General features: G+C 44.1%; 16 protein-coding genes. 7 read left to right on the top strand and 9 right to left on the bottom strand.

What is annotated here, in order from left to right; translation table 11 throughout:
- Nucleotides 1-353: 353 nt before the first annotated feature.
- Both pykF and AACR11_RS21790 read left to right on the top strand, forming a co-directional pair.
- The gene (pykF, locus tag AACR11_RS21795; RefSeq protein ID WP_005450451.1) at nt 354-1,766 is read left to right on the top strand and encodes a pyruvate kinase PykF; all 1,413 of its coding nucleotides are present in this window, start codon (nt 354-356) and stop codon (nt 1,764-1,766) included.
- Nucleotides 1,767-1,917: 151 nt separating this feature from the next.
- The gene (locus AACR11_RS21790; RefSeq protein ID WP_017190055.1) at nt 1,918-2,595 is read left to right on the top strand and encodes a GntR family transcriptional regulator; all 678 of its coding nucleotides are present in this window, start codon (nt 1,918-1,920) and stop codon (nt 2,593-2,595) included.
- 92 nt (nt 2,596-2,687) lie between these two features.
- Here the strand turns inward: AACR11_RS21790 and AACR11_RS21785 are convergent, their stop codons facing one another.
- The 8 genes from AACR11_RS21785 to AACR11_RS21750 form a co-directional block, all read right to left on the bottom strand.
- Nucleotides 2,688-4,568 (bottom strand): sensor domain-containing diguanylate cyclase, encoded by a 1,881-nt coding sequence (locus tag AACR11_RS21785; RefSeq protein WP_029788814.1) that lies wholly within the window; start codon nt 4,566-4,568, stop codon nt 2,688-2,690.
- 112 nt (nt 4,569-4,680) lie between these two features.
- The gene (ilvN, locus tag AACR11_RS21780) at nt 4,681-5,175 is read right to left on the bottom strand and encodes an acetolactate synthase small subunit (RefSeq protein WP_005450454.1); all 495 of its coding nucleotides are present in this window, start codon (nt 5,173-5,175) and stop codon (nt 4,681-4,683) included.
- A gap of 1 nt (nt 5,176) precedes the next feature.
- Nucleotides 5,177-6,901, bottom strand: coding sequence for an acetolactate synthase 3 large subunit (locus AACR11_RS21775; RefSeq protein ID WP_029788815.1), 1,725 nt, complete (start codon nt 6,899-6,901; stop codon nt 5,177-5,179).
- 449 nt (nt 6,902-7,350) lie between these two features.
- Nucleotides 7,351-9,159: an AMP-dependent synthetase/ligase gene (locus tag AACR11_RS21770; protein ID WP_009698844.1), complete on the bottom strand. Its 1,809-nt coding sequence runs from the start codon at nt 9,157-9,159 to the stop codon at nt 7,351-7,353.
- A 299-nt stretch (nt 9,160-9,458) separates the two neighbouring features.
- Complete coding sequence (gene calR, locus AACR11_RS21765; protein WP_005430441.1) at nt 9,459-10,418, bottom strand: LysR family transcriptional regulator CalR; 960 nt, start codon at nt 10,416-10,418, stop codon at nt 9,459-9,461.
- A gap of 532 nt (nt 10,419-10,950) precedes the next feature.
- A complete protein-coding gene (locus tag AACR11_RS21760) occupies nt 10,951-11,997 on the bottom strand; it encodes an MJ1255/VC2487 family glycosyltransferase (protein ID WP_029788816.1) in 1,047 nt (348 codons plus the stop codon).
- 3 nt (nt 11,998-12,000) lie between these two features.
- Nucleotides 12,001-12,549 carry a phosphatase PAP2 family protein gene (locus AACR11_RS21755; protein WP_005450458.1) on the bottom strand — a complete coding sequence of 183 codons (549 nt, stop codon included), beginning with the start codon at nt 12,547-12,549 and terminating at the stop codon, nt 12,001-12,003.
- 216 nt (nt 12,550-12,765) lie between these two features.
- Complete coding sequence (locus AACR11_RS21750) at nt 12,766-13,554, bottom strand: SH3 domain-containing protein (RefSeq protein ID WP_005450460.1); 789 nt, start codon at nt 13,552-13,554, stop codon at nt 12,766-12,768.
- Between the two features lie 534 nt (nt 13,555-14,088).
- Between AACR11_RS21750 and leuA the strand changes: the two genes are divergently transcribed.
- The 5 genes from leuA to AACR11_RS21725 all read left to right on the top strand — a co-directional run bounded on the left by leuA (nt 14,089) and on the right by AACR11_RS21725 (nt 19,876).
- Entirely contained in the window at nt 14,089-15,636 is a 1,548-nt protein-coding gene (gene leuA / locus AACR11_RS21745; RefSeq protein WP_005450461.1) for a 2-isopropylmalate synthase, read from the top strand.
- Nucleotides 15,637-15,725: 89 nt separating this feature from the next.
- Nucleotides 15,726-16,817: a 3-isopropylmalate dehydrogenase gene (leuB, locus tag AACR11_RS21740; RefSeq protein ID WP_029788817.1), complete on the top strand. Its 1,092-nt coding sequence runs from the start codon at nt 15,726-15,728 to the stop codon at nt 16,815-16,817.
- Between the two features lie 111 nt (nt 16,818-16,928).
- A complete protein-coding gene (gene leuC / locus AACR11_RS21735) occupies nt 16,929-18,347 on the top strand; it encodes a 3-isopropylmalate dehydratase large subunit (RefSeq protein WP_005450463.1) in 1,419 nt (472 codons plus the stop codon).
- Nucleotides 18,348-18,357: 10 nt separating this feature from the next.
- Nucleotides 18,358-18,960 carry a 3-isopropylmalate dehydratase small subunit gene (gene leuD / locus AACR11_RS21730; RefSeq protein WP_009698848.1) on the top strand — a complete coding sequence of 201 codons (603 nt, stop codon included), beginning with the start codon at nt 18,358-18,360 and terminating at the stop codon, nt 18,958-18,960.
- A gap of 133 nt (nt 18,961-19,093) precedes the next feature.
- Nucleotides 19,094-19,876, top strand: coding sequence for a DUF547 domain-containing protein (locus tag AACR11_RS21725; protein ID WP_029788820.1), 783 nt, complete (start codon nt 19,094-19,096; stop codon nt 19,874-19,876).
- Nucleotides 19,877-20,012: 136 nt separating this feature from the next.
- Here AACR11_RS21725 and djlA read toward each other — a convergent pair whose 3' ends face one another.
- Nucleotides 20,013-20,873: a co-chaperone DjlA gene (gene djlA, locus AACR11_RS21720; protein WP_009698850.1), complete on the bottom strand. Its 861-nt coding sequence runs from the start codon at nt 20,871-20,873 to the stop codon at nt 20,013-20,015.
- Between the last annotated feature and the right edge of the window lie 47 nt (nt 20,874-20,920).

Here is a 20,920-nt window from a genome sequence, read left to right as displayed (position 1 = left end):
AAAATTAATATTTCTCGATAAAACCTTGTCCTAAGACAATTCTTAAACAGTGATATTGGATTCATTCGGTGGTAGAATTCGCCACCGAAAAGAAAAAAAATTACAGAATTGAAGGTTATTTTTTTGCAACTTTCTGCATATAAAGTGGGATTAGTCACAAAAAGGTAACCAAAATCGCCGATCTTTTAGTCATAAAATGACTAAACTTGGTGAAAGACTTACAGAATCTGAAGTTCCAATAATGCGGCGGAAAATCGGTGGGTGACAGGCACTAAATGTCATCAAAACGCCCTAACTTCAGAGTAAACAACCGACTTTCAAATTGTAACTATACTTACCGGAGAGTATCTTCCATGAAAAAGACCAAAATCGTTTGTACGATTGGCCCTAAAACTGAATCTGTAGAGAAGCTAACTGAACTAGTAAACGCTGGCATGAACGTTATGCGTCTTAACTTCTCTCACGGTGACTACGCAGAGCACGGCACTCGTATCGCGAACTTCCGCCAAGTAATGGAAGCTACAGGCAAACAACTTGCAATCCTTCTAGACACTAAAGGTCCAGAAATCCGCACTATCAAACTAGAAGACGGCAACGACGTTGATCTAGTAGCTGGTCAAGAATTCACTTTCACAACTGACATCTCAGTTGTAGGTAACAAAGACAAAGTTGCAGTAACTTACGCTGGTTTTGCTAACGACCTAAACGTTGGCAACACTATCCTAGTAGACGACGGTCTAATCGAAATGGAAGTGCTTGCAACTTCTGAAACTGAAGTTAAGTGTAAAGTTCTTAACAACGGTGCTCTAGGCGAAAACAAAGGTGTTAACCTTCCAGGCGTTTCTGTAAACCTACCTGCACTATCTGAAAAAGATAAGAACGACCTTAAATTCGGTTGTGAGCAAGGCGTTGATTTCGTAGCTGCTTCTTTCATCCGTAAAGCTTCTGACGTTCAAGAAATCCGTGAAGTACTTGCTGCAAACGGCGGCGAGAACATCCACATCATCTCTAAGATCGAAAACCAAGAAGGTGTTGATAACTTCGACGAGATCCTAGAGCTTTCTGACGGCATCATGGTTGCTCGTGGTGACCTAGGTGTTGAAATCCCAGCTGAAGAAGTAATCTTCGCTCAGAAGATGATGATCGAGAAGTGTAACCGTGCACGTAAGATGGTTATCACTGCAACTCAAATGCTTGATTCTATGATCAACAACCCACGTCCTACTCGTGCGGAAGCTGGCGACGTTGCTAACGCGGTAATGGACGGTACTGACGCAGTTATGCTTTCTGGTGAAACTGCTAAAGGTAAGTACCCAGTTGAAGCGGTAACTATCATGGCTCAAATCGCGAACCGTACTGATTCAGCTCTAAAAGCTGAGCTAGGTTCTCGTCTAGACAGCCCACGTCTTCGCATCACTGAAGCAGTATGTAAAGGCGCGGTAGACACAGCTGAAAAACTAGCTGCTCCACTTATCGTTGTTGCAACTGAAGGTGGTAAGTCTGCACGTTCAGTACGTAAGTACTTCCCAACTGCAAACATCCTAGCACTAACGACTAACACTAAGACTGCTGCACAGCTAGTTCTAACTAAAGGTGTTACTCCAGTAGTTGTTGAGTCTATCCAAAGCACTGACGCGTTCTACGTAGCAGGTAAAGAACTTGCTCTAGAATCAGGTCTAGGCAACAAAGGCGATATCGTTGTTATGGTTTCTGGTGCTCTAGTAGCTTCAGGCACAACGAACACAGCTTCTGTACACGTTCTATAAGACTGAAGAATTCAATCATCAGTTCAATAAAAAAGAGGGCTTCGGCCCTCTTTTTTTATATATTTAATCTTGCCCTCATAATCAGTACGCTGTATTATCAATCACAACCGAACTACGTACTGTTTAGTTGTCGTCACGATAATAAAATTTCATGAGGTTGCTTGTGTCCAGTCCTACTCTTACCGACAAAGTTTCGAAAATGATCTGTCAGGACATCCTGACGGGTGAATTAAAGCCAGGTCAAAAGCTTGTGGTTGCTGACCTGAAAGAGAAATACAACGTTGGTGCATCACCTATCCGCGAAGCACTTGTGCAACTGTCTTGGAGCAAGTATGTAAAGCTTGAGCCACAAAAAGGCTGTTGGGTTGCGCCTGTGTGCAAAAAAGAATTGAACGACCTATACGAAAGCCTTCGTGTGGTTTCTTCTGTACTGCTTAAGAAAGCAATCTTGGCGGGTGATGAAAGCTGGGAATTGGACGTGCTAACGTCATACCATAAGCTATCTCGTCTGAACTTTGACGAAACATTCTGTTGGAAAGAGTGGGAAGAGCGCCACCATCAGTTCCACGTCTCTTTGTTGGAAGGTGCCGATTCAAAGAACATGTTTGAGTTCTTCAGTGATCTGATCAACCAAATCAAACGCTACCGCTACTTTGCGATGCAAACATTGAACTCTGAGCAAGATGCTCTGTTCAACATTGATGAACATGAGATGATCATGAAGCTTGTTCTTGCGAAGAACAGCGAAGAAGCAATGACACTGCTTGATAAGCATTTATTGAGCTCAATGCAGCGTATTGAAACCGTACTAGAGCTAGAAACGGCTTAATCATATCGTCGCCCAATAGATAGCAAAAAATCGGGGTTATCCCGATTTTTTTATTTGCTAGAGAAGCCAATTACTGCTTTTTCTCATCGCCTTTAAGCAATGTCATCAAAACTGTGACAAATCGACACTCGGTTCCGCCCTGCACTTTTTGACTCGTACAGGGCAATATCGGCACATTTGTAACTGCGAGTTCTATCCGCAGTCACATCGCTGTAACCCACACTTACGGTCACTGAACGGTCACTACTTAGCTCTACTGCAACACGCAAGCGATTCAAAACCACTTCCGCCTCTTGCGTAGTAGTGTGCGGCATGATCACCGCGAACTCCTCTCCACCAACTCGAGCCACGAAGTCGGTGCTTCTCACCCCACGAAGTAAAGTTTCAGCCACCGTACAAATGACTTTGTCGCCTTCATCATGCCCCAGTTCATCGTTGATACGCTTGAAATGGTCGATATCAAACAAGGCTAAACAAGTCGTAGGTGTATTCGGATAGCGTTCAACCAAGTTGGTATATTGTGCAAGCTGCTCTTCAAATTTACGACGATTCCAAAGGCTAGTTAAACCATCTTTCTCACTTAAGTTGCGCAGCTTTTCTTCTAGCTCTTTACGCTCCGAAATATCCACCAGTGAAGTGATGTAATAACTGACCTTACCAGACTTTGCCATAATGGCTTGAATACGCATAATGGCAGTAAACACATGATTAAGTTTAGTACGACAACGCACCTCACCTTCCCATACTTGCTCAACACCCAGTTGATTCCAAATCGCCAGAATATTTTCAATGTCTTCGGGGATAAAAATCAGATTGTGGGCATTCCAGCCTCGTAAGCGAGAATTCGAATAACCCATCATGTTTTCGAACTCTTGGTTAACCATCATAATTCGGTGTGAAGTATCCGATATCATCACTGCGGTCATGCCATCCAGTGCCGCTCGAGCCAGCTTGGACTCAATGCTATGGCGACGATAGTGCAGTGCTAAAGTTGTTATCGGGAGCGCGAAAACCAGCATCAAGCTTAAAACAAAGAGAGCTTCTTGCAATAAGTCATCAATGTCTCGATCAGCTCGCTCTAAGAGCTGTTCTTGCGAAAGATCGATAATTAAATGAAGAGACTCCCCCGGCACAAAGTTAATCGTGTTAAAGATCACCAGATGGTTACCATCGTATTCGTAGCCCATCTTTTCTGCCCCCATGTTCTGCCAAACTTTGGGGTGAAGCAAACCAAAGTTGAATCGAGAGCGAGCAGGAATAATATCGCCATACAGCTTGTCACTATGAGAGCTCGCAACGTAGTAACCCGCTTGGTTGATAAGCTCGATGTTAAAATCTCTTACAGGTGAGTAATTTAAACGTGACGACAAATATTGAACGTTGATGTTCAGTACCAGATAGCCTTCGCGCGTGCCATCCATCGCAACAGGCATCATGATACGAATCGATGGACTGTACGGATAAACGAGCTCACTATTTTCTCGTTCTAACTCTATCCCCCAAGAGCCGATCTGGTCATTGCTAAGATTCTGAGCGAATTGGAAATAAGCTCGCTCGGACTTATCTTGCAAAACCTGAGCTGGCGCAGCAATGCCCGTTTTGAAGTCGTAATTAATCCGTACGTTCTCTTGCCCTTCAAGGTTTAGGAAACGTATCTGTCGATACCATTTTTGGTTAACGGCGACTGAGCTCCACACCTCCTGTAAAATGGCGAGATTTTTGTCGCTAGGATCACGTAAATAATCATAAAGGCTTTGGCTATGACCGAGTAGATCACTGATGGAAGAGATTTGATCTTGAACGTTGTTATATTCTCGCTCGGAATACGCGAGTTGATGAAGAGCTTCTTTAGCGGTGCTCTTGACGTTATCCGCTAACAGCGTTTGATATTTCTGATAGTAGTAGATTGAGATGAGCGCGCTAAAAAATAGCGTCGTCGCCAACAAAGCGCTGACTAACTTCCTGACTTTCACGCGTTCTACTACTCACATTGATTACGAAAGCAGCAATTATATCACTGTTTGTTATTTTCTAAACAAAAAGCCATCGAACAACGATGGCTTTTCTTAAATGCATCAGATTTCATTAAGGCTTGAGGCAACGTTCCCCGCGAGCAATGCCTACGACACCGCTTCGAGCCACTTCGACCACTTCCGTAACTTCCGAAATCGCTTGGATGAAAGCATCCAGTTTCTCACTGGTACCCGCAAGTTGCACCGTGTATTGAGAAGCCGTGACATCAACAATCTGACCACGGAAAATATCCGCGGTACGCTTCACTTCAGCACGAGCAAAACCACTCGCTTTCACCTTGACCATCATCAGTTCGCGCTCGATGTGGTCAAATTCCGTGACTTCTTGCACTTTGAGCACATCGATCAGCTTATGCAATTGCTTCTGAATCTGCTCCAACTGCATTTCATCAGAGTTAGTCGTGATATTTAGACGCGACAGTGTTTCGTCATCAGTTGGTGATACGTTCAACGATTCAATGTTGTAACCACGCTGAGAAAACAAACCGACAACGCGAGACAAAGCACCTGGCTGGTTTTCCATTAACAAAGAAATAATGTGTCTCATATTAAGTACGCTCCGTTTTGCTTAGCCACATCTTGTCCATACCCTCGCCTTTGATCTGCATTGGGTAAACGTGTTCGGTTTCATCTACGTTGATGTCGACAAACACCAAACGATCTTTCATGTCGAGCGCCTTTTGGAGACCCGCTTCTAGCTGATCTGGCGTTTCGATACGAATACCGACGTGACCATAAGCTTCTGCAATCGCTGCAAAATCAGGAACAGAACTCATGTACGAGTTAGAGTGACGACCTTGATAAATAATGTCTTGCCATTGTTTTACCATGCCTAGGAAACGGTTATTCAAGTTAATGATTTTTACAGGGATGTCGTATTGCATGGCCGTCGACAACTCCTGAATATTCATTTGGATACTGCCATCACCAGTCACAACCACCACTTCTTCTTCTGGCATGGCGAATTTCACACCCATACCAGCAGGCAGACCGAAGCCCATTGTGCCGAGACCACCCGAGTTAATCCAACGGCGTGGTTTATTAAATGGATAGTAAAGCGCCGCAAACATCTGGTGCTGTCCCACATCAGACGCAACGTAAGCGTCTCCCTTGGTTAGCTTGTGCAGTGTTTCGATAACTTGTTGCGGCTTAATGCGCTCAGGAGATGTCTCATACGCCAAGCAGTTGCGATCTCGCCATACTTGAATGTCTTCCCACCACTGACCTATCGCTTCTTGATCGTTGTTATTGCCCTGCTCGTTGAGCAGACTAACCATGGTCGCTAGTACTTTTTCAGCAGAACCTACGATAGGCAAATCAACTTTCACATTTTTCGAGATAGAAGATGGGTCAATATCAATGTGCATCACTTTAGCATTCGGACAATACTTCTCTAGATTATTGGTCGTACGGTCATCAAAACGTACCCCAATACCAAAGATAAGATCCGCTTCATGCATCGCCATGTTAGCTTCGTAAGTACCGTGCATGCCTAGCATACCAAGCGAGTTTTTATGTGTCCCCGGGAAGGCACCTAACCCCATTAGTGTGCTTACAACAGGAAGGTTTAACTGCTCCGATAGCGTTTGAATATGCTCATGCGCACCGGAAATTACCGCCCCACCACCGATGTACAATACTGGTTTCTTCGCTTCAACAAGCGACTTCAACGCTTTTTTGATCTGACCTTTGTGACCAGACGTCGTTGGCTTATATGAACGCATCGAAATGCTTTCTGGGTACTCGTAAGGAAGCTTGATTTGCGGGTTCAAAATATCTTTCGGCAAATCAATCACAACCGGTCCAGGTCGACCTGTTGTCGAGATGTAGAACGCTTTTTTGATCGTTTCAGGAATGTCTTCCGCTTTCTTAACGAGGAAGCTGTGTTTCACAACAGGGCGTGAAACACCCACAATGTCACACTCTTGGAAGGCATCATTACCAATCAGGTTGTTTGGTACGTTACCTGAGATAACAATCATTGGAATTGAATCCATGTATGCAGTCGCAATACCTGTGATGGTATTGGTTGCACCAGGACCAGAACATACCAGTACGACTCCGGGCTTGCCCGTCGCTCGCGCATAGCCATCTGCCATATGGGTAGCGGCTTGTTCGTGTCTTACTAGTACGTGTTTGATTTGATCGGTTTTGGCGTGCAGTGCGTCGTAGATATCTAAAACGGACCCGCCAGGGTAACCAAAGATTTGCTCTACGCTCTCTTCAATCAGAGATTGCACAACCATCTCTGCGCCTGACAACATTGCTGTCATAATTTGCTCTCCTTACCAGTTTTCCTCACCGTAAGGCCAACGGTTTGGTCTGGTTTTACATAGTCTAGGTCTTATTCGTAGCCTAATAGAAATACTTCCACTTTTTCAGCTATGTCTTACGTCTGTCATAACAAAACGCAAGGTAACACAACAAATGTAACGTTTTATTATCAACGGGTCTAATGAGAGTTGAATCAAATTTTAAACAAGATGCTATAAATCAGAACAAAGGCAGGGTTTGACGCTAACTAAGTAGCGCAAAATAGAATCAAGATAAGAAACCAAAAGAAAATAAAGTGAATAATTTCACTAGAAATGGCAACTTTCAGCGAAACTTCCTTCATAAGTCACAACTAAAAGTGTGAAAGACGGTCATAAAAAATCCCCAGCAGCACAATATCAGGCAACTGGGGACATTTTCATCAATCTGAAATCTAAGTTAGCTTAAGTTACTTTTTATCAGACTTTTCAGTGTACATTTCTTCGATTTCATCTTGGTATTTGTCGTTAATGACTTTACGACGAAGTTTTTGTGTTGGGGTCAACTCACCATCATCCATCGAGAATGCTTTAGGTAAAAGTTTGAATTTCTTAACTTGTTCAAACTTAGCCAGTTCTTTCTGCAGGTCATTAACACGCTTCTCAAGCATCTCAACAATCTGATGATGTTTGATCAATTCAACACGATCGTGGTACTTGATATTTAGTTCTTTCGCATACTCTTCAAGTGAGTCGTAACACGGAACAATCAGAGCCGATACAAATTTACGTGTATCTGCGATGACAGCAATCTGCTCAATGAAGTGGTCTTTACCGATTGCACCTTCTACGACTTGAGGTGCAATGTACTTACCGTTTGAAGTCTTCATCAGTTCTTTGATGCGGTCAGTAATGAACAAGTTGCCATTTTCATCAATGTAGCCTGCATCGCCAGTCTTCAAGAAGCCATGTTCGTCAAACGTCTTCTCAGTTTCCTCTGGCATTTTGTAGTAGCCACGCATCACCATTGGACCGCGCACTAAAATTTCGTTGTTTTCACCAATCTTAACTTGAGCGCCTGGCATTGCCATACCGATAGAGCTCGGATCAAAGCATTGATCATCCCAACAAGATACGGTTGCCGTGGTTTCTGTCATACCGTAGCCAAGCTTAACATTGATGCCAATTGCGTGGAAAAAACGCCCAATGGTTTCATCTAGCTTCGCGCCACCACATGGCATGAAATTAATGCGTCCACCCAATAATGCACGTAGCTTGCTCAACACTAGTTTGTCTGCCAAAGCATAAGATTTACGTAGCATCAGTGATGGCTTGCGGTTTTCTTGATGACAAGCAGCCATCTTCGCACCCATGTTGACCGCCCAAGTAAACATAATTTTGCGATGGAATGGTGCACGTGACACTTTCTCGTGGATCGCAGAGAAGATCTTCTCATAAAAACGAGGAACCGCACTCATCACGGTTGGGCGTACTTCACTCAGGGCATCACGTACTTGCATGGTGTCTTGCAGGTAGCAGTTGGTACCACCTTTATAAAGCACATAGAATGTCCATGCACGCTCAAACACGTGTGATAATGGCAAGAAACACAGCGATACGTCGTCTTCAGTTAAACTCAAGCGCTCATCATGACCTTCAAGTTGGGCAGAGATGTTCGCGTAATCTAGCATTACACCTTTCGGTTGACCTGTGGTACCAGAGGTGTAAATCAGGGTCAGTAGATCTTCTTCTTGCGCATGTTCTAAACGAGTTTCTAGCTCAGCTTGGTGACTAACGTCGCCCTTAGCAACGAAGTCTTTCCATGTCATGGCAAATGCATGATCGCCTAGGTCAATATCATCTGACATCGCAACGATCAGTTCTAGCTGCTTACATTCATCGAAAATGCTAACCGCGGCATCAAACTGTGGCTGCTCACCAACGAACAACACTTTGACGTCTGCGTTATCAATGATGTAAGCCGATTGAGCTGCGGTGTTAGTTGGATAGATAGGTACGGTAACGCCACGCAATTGCAGTGCTGCAAAATCAGCAATGGTCCATTGCGGCATGTTATTTGAGAAAATACCGATCTTATCTTGAACGCCCAATCCCTGAGCCAAAAGCGCAAGTGACAAAGCATCTACTTGCTGACCAAACTGCTCCCAAGTAATACCTTGCCATGTGTCGCCGACTTTATGTTTAAGCGCAACACGAGTACTACCCTTCGCAATTTGTTCACGAATACGTTTTACGATATGAAAATCTAACTTGGCCATTCTTTACATTACCTTTTGGCTTACAGGCGTAAGCTATTTGAGCGCACAAGTGTAACCTCGACGCCTAAAAACGCAACTGACCATTATCAAACTTATCATTATTAAGAGACGACTATCACTAATGAGAGCATAGCAGGTATTTAACTGCTGAAGGTTTAATCAACTTAAGTCGCTGTTTCGACTATTAAATAGCGGACATAAAAAGCCCCTGAGAGACGGCGTTCTCTCAGGGGCAAGGAATTGTAAAAATTGATGATTACAAGTCCAGTCTGACCAGTTGATCAGGCTAAAAATTCAGCTTATTTAAGCGCAACAACTTCACCACAAGTGATCATGAGTTGGTCACGTAACCAGATGTGGCCTTTGTCCTTCTCACTTGATTCGTGCCAGCTTAGGTAACCACTGATTTCCTTGTTTTCAAATGGGAAATCTAGGATTTGCAACTGGTCGCTGTTCACTGCATTCTCAGCCATCCAGCGAGGAGCGATAGTCACAAGCTCAGATTGGCTTACTACGTATAGCAGGTTGCTTAGGCTTGAACCTTCATAAGCGGCTTGGCAATCAAGTTCGCGGTACGCTTGCTCAGAGAAGCTACGTTGACCATGTACACGTGATAGCTTCGCGTGTTTCTCGTTGATCAGTTGCTCAGCAGATACACCACCTTGGATGCGAGGGTGCGTCTTAGAAGCAATAACCACTAGCTCATCTTTAAAGATTTCAGTGCTTGAGAAGCCTTGATCATCAAAACGTGCGTAGTCAATTACGAAGTCGATTTCTTGGTAGCGCATACGCTCAGATAGAAGGCGATCAAATTCCGCATCTAGGTGTAGCTGTACGCTTGGTGCTTGCTCGTTAATGTTAGCCATGATTCTCGGTGCGAAACGCATATCACATGGGCTACAAATCGCCAGTTTAAACAGACGAGTTGAAGACTCAGGTTGGAAAACTGAGCTTGGAAGTTCGTTACGAATAAGCTGTAGTGCTTGGCGGATAGGACCAAACAGTTGACGAGCACGCTGAGTTGGCTGAATACCACGACCCTGACGCATGAATAGCTCATCATTAAACATTACTTTTAGGCGAGCAACCGCATTACTTACTGCTGGTTGTGACATGCCAAGGTTATGTGCTGCACGAGTAATATTTTGCTCTTGCATCACTGCATCAAATACGGTCAATAGGTTTAAATCTACACCACGCAATGTGCTTTCCATACGGTAGCTAGCAATTGCGCTCATCGCGTCTTTTTTATCTAACATGGAGTGCGCCTCTTATGTAATCGTCAACTTGGTTCAATGAATTCTTAACGAATAGAATCTCTTTGCACACAAACGACCGTGGCTGGATTCAAATCATTTTTTAAGGAATAGAAAACCGAATTTGTATTATATTTATCGTCCAGATATTTCCGGCTCGAACCGTACTATCAACTAATCAATCAAGGTTTCGCAACTAGATTGATATTTAATCATTAAATTTTAGCCAATTAGTTATTTATTCCATATTTATCATATCGTTAAGAAAAACATAAAAAAGTATAAAACGCCTAAATCAGAGGTTTCTTACAACCTATTTAGCACGTTAATGACAATCTACAGGGATCATACAACCCATTTGCCCTGCTTATTATTTGCATTTGCGTTCAAAAACCAGCATCAATAGTTAAGTTCACAAAACATGCAAATCAGTTAAAGAGTCAGCAAAATGACCGTGAATAGAAATGATATAGAAGGCATAAAAATGCAGCCAATCAGCGCGTGAATGACTGCAACTTAGAAGATAAATCGGACGTTAAATATTCGATACGTAACTCGGAAAATCGACTTGTTCCCATAGTTGTTCAGAGAGTTTTTCAGGTGCATCCCAAGCACCTTGTAATACCCAGTTGGCGATCGCTTTTGCAACATCAGGATACTTCACGCTTTCTGCTTGTTGTTCTTTCAACCACTGACGTACCGTCGAAATATCAAGATTTTCCATCGAAGATGCTAGCCCTAAATCTTCCAATGTTGCGACGTTACTTTGCTGTTCAAATTGCCCAGAAAGCGGTTTAAGTAATAGCTTCTTGCCAAGAGAAAGGGCTTCCGATGGCAGTTCAAAACCACCATTGGCAATCACTCCACTACAACGTTGCAAATGAGATTGAAAGTTAGTGTGACACAGAGGTCTTAGTTCAATATTTTCCACTTGCTCACACTCAATCACGTTCGGGTGATAACAGACAAAAGACTGTTGATTAAAATGGAACAACAAATCGCTGATGTCTTCTATTGATTCAAACGGAAGATAGACGAGAACAAAGTCATCATTACCACTCGTTTGCTCAAGCGTATGAACGATAGGCGGTAAGATCGGCTGATCAAAGTGATACCAATGCAAGCCTAGGTGGTGTTGCGAAGGAGCAAAATGCTCTATGACGGATTTATCCAACCAACTCGCCCCCTTAAGAGGTACTGGGTAGCGGAATGCATTTTGATGACTAATACCAATACAAGGTTTGTTCTGCTTACGAGCAGCCCAAGCCGAGACGGGTTCGAAATCATTGATCACCAGATCATAAGAAGACAAATCCAGCTGATTTACTTCTTGGATAAACTGAATCAAGTTATTGCGTAATGCCGTTTTAGCATAGCTCACGGCACCTTTCTCTGTCACAAAGGTAAAGCCACGCCGAGTTTGATAGTTTCCAAAAGACTCCATTGAAAAGTACTTTTCTGGTTCGCGTCCAGAGAAAAGAAAATCAATCTGCACGTCGTGAGTTTGAAAAGCTTTACTCATGGCTCTTGCGCGGGCGATGTGACCATTTCCTGTGCCTTGAACACCATACAGAATTTTCATCCATTAACCTCCAATGAGCCCAATTGCCAAAGAACCACATAGGCTCCCCAACAAAGCACCAATGATAATGTCAGTAAAAAAGTGCACGCCAAGCAGAATACGTGATGTCCCAATCAAGGCTGCCCAAGTGAAAGCAAATATGCCTAAGTCTGGATAAAAATGATGAATGAGCGTCGCCATCAAAAAGCCCGCCGCAGTATGACCTGAAGGTAAGCTGTAACGGTCAGAGGGAGTAATAAAGGCAGGAAGCAACGCGCTCAATTCCTCAGGACGACGGCGCTTAAAGCTGTTTTTCAACACCCAGTAAATGGGTAATTCGATGGCAAATGCGGTTAACCCGGTAATCAAGAACCAATGACCATGTTGCTTATCAAGTAGCCAAGCTAACAACCCTAACACCACATAGAGGTGTCCATCCCCACTATGAGAAACTCCTTTACTGATATTCGCGACTTGCTGATTAAATCGATGTTGTAAACACACACTGGAGAACGCCAAATCAAATTTAGCAATGCTTGCCATTGGCTGGCTAATTGTCTCTAAAGCTCGCATGTAACATTCCTTTACTTTGACCTTTATATGAAAACTAGGCGTGTAAGGTGACAACTACATGACGAGAATTTGGATAATTAATGACACGTTATCATTTGCAGCAGAGCAGAAAAAACGGCGGGAGTTAAGAGTAGCAATAAGCTCGGTAATCGTTACGTTGATCAACCGAGCTCATAAGTACGAAGATATTCACCCAGAAGATCTGAGCATAAAAGATCAAGACTGATTGGAAGCAGAGACTGGTGCATCGATGTACCAGATCTTTCTTTGTTTACGACATGCTCTAAGCGAGCCGGTGGTCATGTGACCATCTTTCGTGAGCTCATAGCTCAAATCACGGCAAGTATAGCTACCGAACAATTCGTTTTTCCCTTGTTCGCTTGGCTCAACATTATGCTTTAATAGTGGATTAGGCTTGATCGACAAAATGTCTCGGTTGACGACATTACTACGAGCGTAGTCTTTGTGTACGTAACCTCTAATCACACCTTTTTGTTCGACCAGCAACCATGGTTCGCCTTCCACTTTAGCAAGAGCATTAAAGACCTCACCTTTGGTTAGCTCTCCCAGCTTCTCTCCTTTTAAGCTCGGTTTTGCTCGCAAATTAAGAGTGGTCTTTGAGCGATATGAAACATCCATAAATTCAAGTGTATTTGACGTATCCACTCCCTCTACAATAGGACGGCTTACTTCTGCTTCCTTCCATTGATTTGGCTGGACACGGATCTTCCACCAAGAGTAAGTGTCTGGATCTTTACCTTTAAACTTGTCACGGTTATCCGACTCTAACGCCACCAGCATTTGATTTAGAAAGGATTCACGTCCATCTTCACTCAAGTATTCATCCATTTGGTGGTTGATCATCAAGACACTATGAGCATGATCGCTCGCCACCACTGAAGAGGTCGCCTCTGTCGGTTGCCCAAATTGAAGTAACTGACACCCAGATAAAGAAACCAGAGCTAGAGCCAGCGCAGAACGTCCAAGTTGTTTCGCTAAATCCATTAATCCCTAACCTATTTGCCTCAAAAATTCGGTAGATACAACCGTTCTACTATAAATCGCTCTGCTGAATTTATGCCAACCAATTGCCTCCTTTGTGTGATAGCTCGCAAAGCATGCAGTATCAAAACAATGAGAAGAAGATGGTGAGCGTGATCTTAGTCGCGGCAATAATTGTTGTAGCACAAACATCTCCCCTTTCTTCACATTGAAGACGTCCATCATTGATAGAAGATTAATTCACCTACTGATCCGATATGAATAAAAAATCAACTTTAGGGTTGACGTGCTCCATTGAGTGCGGTACTAATTTGTTAACTTAATTTTGTGGAATGCTTAACAACTATGTCAGCACGTTTTTCTATCCTGCTTAGCCTCCTCCTGATCGTGACCAGTTCGCGCGGGTAGGCTGTGGAAGAAAAATAACCACACCAATTTCTTAGAAACCCGCATGCAAATGCGGGTTTTTTTATATCTAAATACCGGAAGTAAACGATTAACTTGCGCGAAAGTGCAAAAATCATGAAGGAAGCAAACATGAACGATCAGGTCATTATATTCGACACCACATTGCGTGATGGCGAACAAGCGTTGTCAGCAAGCTTGACGGTTAAAGAAAAACTGCAGATTGCCTATGCGCTTGAAAGGCTGGGCGTTGATGTTATCGAAGCGGGTTTTCCTGTCTCTTCACCAGGTGATTTCGAGTCCGTACAAACCATCGCAAAACACATAAAAAATAGCCGAGTTTGTGCCCTTTCGCGTGCCGTTGCGAAAGACATCGATGCCGCCGCTGAAGCACTAAAAGTCGCTGATGCTTTCCGAATTCACACCTTCATCTCCACTTCGACTGTTCACGTTCAGGACAAACTTCGCCGCAGCTACGACGATGTGGTTGAAATGGGTGTTAAAGCAGTAAAACACGCACGCAATTACACCGATGACGTCGAGTTTTCTTGTGAAGACGCAGGACGCACTCCAATCGACAACCTATGCCGCATGGTTGAAGCCGCTATCGATGCGGGCGCAAGCACCATCAACATTCCAGACACCGTTGGCTACACAGTACCAAGTGAGTTTGGCGGCATCATTGAAACCCTATTCAACCGCGTACCCAACATCGACAAAGCCATCATCTCTGTACACTGCCACGATGACTTAGGTATGTCAGTCGCAAACTCTATCGCAGCCGTCCAAGCAGGGGCGCGACAAGTAGAAGGCACCATTAACGGTATCGGTGAGCGTGCAGGTAACTGTTCTTTAGAAGAAATCGCGATGATCCTAAAAACACGCCAAGAATTCATGGGTGTGCATACCGGTCTAAAACACGACGAAATCCACCGCACCAGCAAGTTGGTTAGTCAGCTATGTAACATGCCAATTCAGAGCAATAAAGCGATCGTTGGTGCCAACGCATTCAGCCACTCTTCAGGCATTCACCAAGATGGGATGCTAAAGAACAAAAACACTTACGAGATCATGACGCCTGAATCGATCGGTCTTAAAAACCAAGCTCTGAACCTAACCAGCCGCAGTGGTCGTGCAGCCGTGAAAAGCCACATGGATTCAATGGGCTACAAAGAAGAAGAATACAACTTAGATGCGTTGTACGAGGACTTCTTGAAGCTTGCCGACCGTAAGGGTCAAGTATTTGATTACGATCTAGAAGCCCTAATGCACTTCTCAAACTTGCGTGAAGAAGATGATTTCTACAAGTTGAACTACCTAAGTGTGCAATCAGGCAGCGTAATGGCGACCACCAGCATCAAGATGCAATGTGGTGATGAGGAAACGTGTGAGGCTGCAGTCGGCAATGGTCCGGTTGATGCGCTATACCAATGTATCTACCGCGTGACAGGTTACGACATCGTTCTAGACAAGTTCGACCTAACGGCAAAAGGTGAAGGTGAAGATGGTCTTGGTCAAGCAGACATCATCGCCAACTACAAAGGTCGTAAGTACCACGGTACCGGCGTTTCTACCGATATCGTAGAAGCATCTGGTCAAGCGCTATTACACGTCATCAACAGCATTCATCGTGCCGATAAGATTGAAGAGATGAAGCAAAAGAAAATCGCGACAGTTTAATGTGATTCATTGGGGTCTGATTTACATCTCAGACTCCAACCAAATTCGTTTAGATAAGCTCAAAAATTTAGAAATATTAAAGGATTAACATGACAGACAAATCATACAAAATTGCCGTTTTACCTGGCGACGGTATCGGTCCAGAAGTGATGGCGCAAGCGCATAAAGTGTTGGATGCAATCGAAAAGAAACACGGTATTGCATTTGAGCGTGACGAGCATGATGTTGGTGGTATTGCGATCGACAATCACGGCTGCCCACTTCCAGAAAGTACAGTCAAAGCGTGTGAAGAGTCTGATGCAGTCCTATTCGGTTCAGTAGGCGGACCAAAGTGGGAGCACTTACCACCAAATGACCAACCTGAACGTGGTGCCCTACTTCCGCTACGTAAACACTTCCAATTATTCTGTAATCTTCGTCCAGCACAGATCCATTCTGGTCTAGAAGCCTTCTCACCACTTCGTGCAGACATCTCAGGTCGTGGTTTTGACATCGTGGTAGTACGTGAATTAACTGGTGGTATCTACTTCGGTCAACCGAAAGGTCGTGAAGGTGAAGGCGCAACAGAAAAAGCATTTGATACCGAGGTTTACCACCGCTTTGAGATCGAACGTATCGCAAAAATTGCGTTTGAATCTGCACGTCTACGCCGTAAGAAGGTGTGTTCAATCGATAAAGCGAACGTTCTGCAAAGCTCAATCCTATGGCGTGAAGTGGTAGAAGAAATCGCAAAAGATTACCCAGATGTCGAGCTGTCACACATGTACATTGATAACGCAACAATGCAGTTGATTAAAGACCCAGCTCAGTTTGACGTAATGCTTTGTTCAAACATCTTCGGCGACATCATTTCTGATGAGTGCGCAATGATCACTGGCTCAATGGGTATGCTGCCTTCAGCAAGCCTAAACGAAAGTAAATTTGGTCTGTACGAGCCAGCAGGTGGCAGTGCACCCGATATCGCAGGTAAGAATATTGCTAACCCTGTGGCGCAAATCCTATCAGCAGCACTGATGCTGCGTTACAGCCTAGTTGAAGAAACTGCGGCGCAAGACATTGAAGCCGCAGTATCAAAAGCACTTTCAGCTGGGGAGCTAACGGGCGATCTTGCTGGTGACAACCCTGCGCTTACAACATCTGAGATGGGCGATAAGATCGCTGAGTACATCTTAAACTCATAATACAGAACAGATTCATAATAAATACTAAATCCTCTATCCACCAATGACTTACCTCTCAGTCATTGGTGCTAAAACAAAGCGACAAGGATAACGAGGAAAGGAAGCAAACCAATGGGCAAAACACTATACGAAAAAGTCTACGACGCACACGTTGCCGTCGCAGCAGAAGGGGAAAACCCAATCTTGTACATCGACCGTCATTTGGTACACGAAGTGACGTCTCCGCAGGCATTTGACGGCTTGCGTGAAAAAGGTCGTAAAGTGCGTCAGGTCAGCAAAACTTTTGCGACTATGGACCACAACGTTTCCACGACGACAAAAGACATCAATGCTTCCGGCGAGATGGCCCGTATCCAGATGGAAACGCTATCGAAAAACTGTGAAGAATTTGGCGTTACGCTTTACGACATTAACCACAAATACCAAGGCATTGTGCATGTAATGGGACCAGAACTTGGCATTACGCTACCGGGTATGACCATTGTTTGTGGTGACTCACATACCGCAACTCACGGTGCATTTGGTTCACTTGCATTTGGTATCGGTACTTCAGAAGTGGAGCACGTACTAGCAACTCAAACGTTAAAACAAGCACGTGCAAAAACGATGAAAATCGAAGTGAAAGGCAAAGTAGCCCCGGGCATCACTGCTAAAGACATCGTACTTGCCATTATTGGTGAGACCACCGCTGCTGGCGGTACAGGTTATGTCGTCGAGTTCTGTGGAGAAGCCATCACTGATCTTTCCATGGAAGGTCGTATGACGGTATGTAACATGGCGATTGAGCTAGGCGCAAAAGCAGGCTTGATTGCACCAGATGAAACCACATTCGATTACATTAAAGGTCGTAAGTTCTCGCCACAGGGTGCTGAATTTGATGCGGCAGTGGAATACTGGAAAACCTTAAAAACAGATGATGATGCTCAGTTTGATGCCGTAGTAACGCTGAACGGTGCAGACATCAAGCCACAAGTCACTTGGGGCACAAACCCAGGTCAAGTAATCGCTGTAGACCAGCCAATCCCAACACCAGAGAGCTTTGCAGATCCAGTAGAAAAAGCCTCTGCTGAAAAAGCGTTGGCTTACATGGGACTTGAAGCTGGTAAGTCGTTATCAGATTACAACGTCGATAAAGTCTTTGTTGGTTCTTGTACTAACTCACGAATCGAAGACATGCGTGCAGCAGCAGAAGTAGCGAAAGGTCGTAAAGTCGCAGAGCATGTTCAAGCTCTTATCGTTCCGGGCTCAGAACAAGTAAAAGCCCAAGCTGAAGCGGAAGGCTTAGACGTTATCTTTAAAGAGGCAGGATTTGAATGGCGTCTACCGGGTTGCTCAATGTGTCTGGCCATGAACAACGACCGCTTGGGTCCCCATGAGCGTTGTGCGTCAACATCAAACCGTAACTTTGAAGGTCGCCAAGGTCGTGATGGTCGCACCCACTTGGTTAGCCCTGCTATGGCAGCGGCAGCGGCAATCGCTGGTCACTTTGTTGATATTCGCGAATTGACTTCTTTTGAGAACCAGGACTAGGAGAGAACAGATGTCAGGTTTTAAACAACACACAGGCTTAGTTGTTCCTCTAGATGCAGCGAACGTAGATACCGATGCCATTATTCCTAAGCAGTTCCTACAAAAGGTATCTCGTCTAGGTTTTGGTAAACACTTGTTCCATGACTGGCGTTTCTTAGATGATGCTGGCGAACAGCCAAATCCAGAGTTCGTGATGAACGCTCCGCGCTACCAAGGCGCTTCTATCTTGCTAGCACGAGAAAACTTCGGTTGTGGATCTTCTCGTGAGCACGCCCCTTGGGCATTAGCCGATTACGGCATCAAAGCGATGATTGCACCTAGCTTTGCCGATATTTTTTACGGCAACTCCATCAACAACCAGATGGTACCTGTTCGCCTTACAGAACAAGAAGTGGATGAAATATTCCAATTTGTTGAGGCTAACGAAGGCGCTGAAGTGGAAGTGGACTTAGAAGCTAATGTCGTTCGTGCTAACGGCAAAGAATATGGTTTTGAAATCGACACCTTCCGTCGTCATTGCTTACTGAACGGTTTAGACAATATCGGTCTGACCCTTCAACACGAAGATAAGATTGCTGAATACGAAGCGAATATTCCAAGCTTCTTAAGCTAATTCAAATCGAGATTGAAACAAATACAAGGTTGGCTTATGCCAGCCTTTTTTCTTTTATTTTCATTACCTCAGAAAGAAACTACTTCTTCTACAGGTCTACACTATCAACAAGGTTTAACCCAAAGGTTCAATTATGAAGCGTCTATTATTGATATTGTGTGCCCTCGTCTCTTTCTCCGCTTTTTCTGCGCCGAAATCCGATTTGTGGTCGTATTGGAAGCAATCGAATCAAGCCAGCAAAACACAAATTTCTCACCAAGAATGGCAACAACTATTAGACCGCTATTTGGTTGAGCAGGATGAAAACACGTTATTTCGCTATAACCAAGTTTCAGCAACGGATAAAGCGAAGTTAAAACAGTACATCCAACGCTTAGCCAAACTCGATCCCCTACAATACAATCAAGCAGAGCAATACGCGTATTGGGTTAACCTTTATAACGCCATCACCGTTGACCTAATTTTGGATAACTACCCTGTTAAATCCATTACGAAACTAGGCGGGCTATTTAGCTTTGGACCTTGGGGAGACGAAGTTGTGGTGGTGAATAGTAAAGATTTGACTTTAAACGACATTGAACATCGTATTTTGCGTCCAATTTGGCAAGATCCGAGAACACACTATGCAGTGAATTGTGCAAGCTTGGGATGTCCAAATTTACAAACTCAAGCATTCACGGCTGAAAACACGCAAGCACTACTCGACTCTGCAGCCAAAACATTTATTAACAGTAGTAAAGGTGTATCAATTAAAGGTAATTCAGCGCAGCTTTCTTCCATTTATGACTGGTTTGCTGAAGATTTTGGCGGTGAGGAACAAGTATTTAATCACATTGCTCAATATGCACCGCAATACCAAGGCTTTTCTGGAAAAGTAAAATACGAATACGATTGGAATCTAAATCAAGCCAATTAATGGGGACTGGTAGGTCTATGCGCTTTTGGATCATGCTAACCCGAAAGCTCGAAACCATCACCAAACCAAAGACCAGACAGAAACTAAAAAAGGGCACTAGGTGCCCTTTTTATTGAGATTTGATAAGAATACGCGCTTATTTAAAGCCCTTCACCTTTTTGATCAGATCGTACGCGTTTTGAATTTCCTGCGACTTTTCTTTCGCAACGTTCATCATCTCTGGTGGTAGACCTTTTGCCATCAATTTATCTGGGTGATGCTCGTTCATCAATTTACGGTAAGCACGCTTAACGGTTTTACCGTCTGCATCTGAAGACACATCCAGAATTTTATAGGCATCGGCCAACTGGTCTGCTTGTGACGCTTGCTGCCACCCAGCACCTGAAGATTGATACTGACCTTGCTGCTGACCATGGAAGCCACCTTGGCTTTGGAAACGGAAAGCCGCTTCTTGCATGTTGAGACGTCGCTCTAGCTGTTCGGAAGAGAAACCAAGGCCACGAGCAATTTTATGTAGAACACTGCGCTCACTCGGATGAATAGAACCATCGGCAAATGCGGCAGAAATTTGTAACTCTAAAAAGAATTGCAGCAAATCAAAGCGACCGGCTGAAGAGATCTTCACTCGGACCAATACTTCTTCCAGCGGAAAGTCGCTCTCTTTACCTTCTCTGAATGCATCTTGGGCAGCACGGCGTTGCTCACCATGAAGGCTCATGCGGTCCATCATCGTTGAAGCAAGTTGAATCTCTTCTTTCGTTACCTGCCCTTTGGCTTTAGCCACATGTCCCATTACTGCGAATGCTGCTTTAAAAAATTCTTCCTGACGTTGAGCTTGGCTTGGACCTTTACCAAAACCGCCAGTAGAAAACCCCGCTTGACTCAAACGACGTGCTTTATCGAATTGGTGACCGATAAATAGACCAAACAATAAACCGAATGGACCTCCGAGTAACAAGCCAAAAAAGGCACCCAATATTTTGCCAAAAATATGCATTATGTGTTCTCTATCAATGAATTTTTATCGACGACGGCGGTCTTATA

The organism is Vibrio sp. L85, from assembly GCF_963871815.1.
Lineage (GTDB): Bacteria > Pseudomonadota > Gammaproteobacteria > Enterobacterales > Vibrionaceae > Vibrio > Vibrio harveyi.
The sequence above is the reverse complement of the archived record's forward strand: the minus strand, read 5'-3'. Positions and strand labels throughout refer to the sequence as shown.

What these genes read in the sequence shown, in the direction of transcription:
- pykF (WP_005450451.1), top strand. Translation starts at nt 354, where the DNA reads ATGAAAAAGACCAAAATCGTTTGTACGATTGGCCCTAAAACTGAATCT.
- AACR11_RS21790 (WP_017190055.1), top strand. Translation starts at nt 1,918, where the DNA reads ATGAGGTTGCTTGTGTCCAGTCCTACTCTTACCGACAAAGTTTCGAAA.
- ilvN (WP_005450454.1), bottom strand. Translation starts at nt 5,175, where the DNA reads ATGAGACACATTATTTCTTTGTTAATGGAAAACCAGCCAGGTGCTTTG.
- AACR11_RS21775 (WP_029788815.1), bottom strand. Translation starts at nt 6,901, where the DNA reads ATGACAGCAATGTTGTCAGGCGCAGAGATGGTTGTGCAATCTCTGATT.
- AACR11_RS21770 (WP_009698844.1), bottom strand. Translation starts at nt 9,159, where the DNA reads ATGGCCAAGTTAGATTTTCATATCGTAAAACGTATTCGTGAACAAATT.
- calR (WP_005430441.1), bottom strand. Translation starts at nt 10,418, where the DNA reads ATGTTAGATAAAAAAGACGCGATGAGCGCAATTGCTAGCTACCGTATG.
- AACR11_RS21760 (WP_029788816.1), bottom strand. Translation starts at nt 11,997, where the DNA reads ATGAAAATTCTGTATGGTGTTCAAGGCACAGGAAATGGTCACATCGCC.
- AACR11_RS21755 (WP_005450458.1), bottom strand. Translation starts at nt 12,549, where the DNA reads ATGCGAGCTTTAGAGACAATTAGCCAGCCAATGGCAAGCATTGCTAAA.
- AACR11_RS21750 (WP_005450460.1), bottom strand. Translation starts at nt 13,554, where the DNA reads ATGGATTTAGCGAAACAACTTGGACGTTCTGCGCTGGCTCTAGCTCTG.
- leuA (WP_005450461.1), top strand. Translation starts at nt 14,089, where the DNA reads ATGAACGATCAGGTCATTATATTCGACACCACATTGCGTGATGGCGAA.
- leuB (WP_029788817.1), top strand. Translation starts at nt 15,726, where the DNA reads ATGACAGACAAATCATACAAAATTGCCGTTTTACCTGGCGACGGTATC.
- leuC (WP_005450463.1), top strand. Translation starts at nt 16,929, where the DNA reads ATGGGCAAAACACTATACGAAAAAGTCTACGACGCACACGTTGCCGTC.
- leuD (WP_009698848.1), top strand. Translation starts at nt 18,358, where the DNA reads ATGTCAGGTTTTAAACAACACACAGGCTTAGTTGTTCCTCTAGATGCA.
- AACR11_RS21725 (WP_029788820.1), top strand. Translation starts at nt 19,094, where the DNA reads ATGAAGCGTCTATTATTGATATTGTGTGCCCTCGTCTCTTTCTCCGCT.
- djlA (WP_009698850.1), bottom strand. Translation starts at nt 20,873, where the DNA reads ATGCATATTTTTGGCAAAATATTGGGTGCCTTTTTTGGCTTGTTACTC.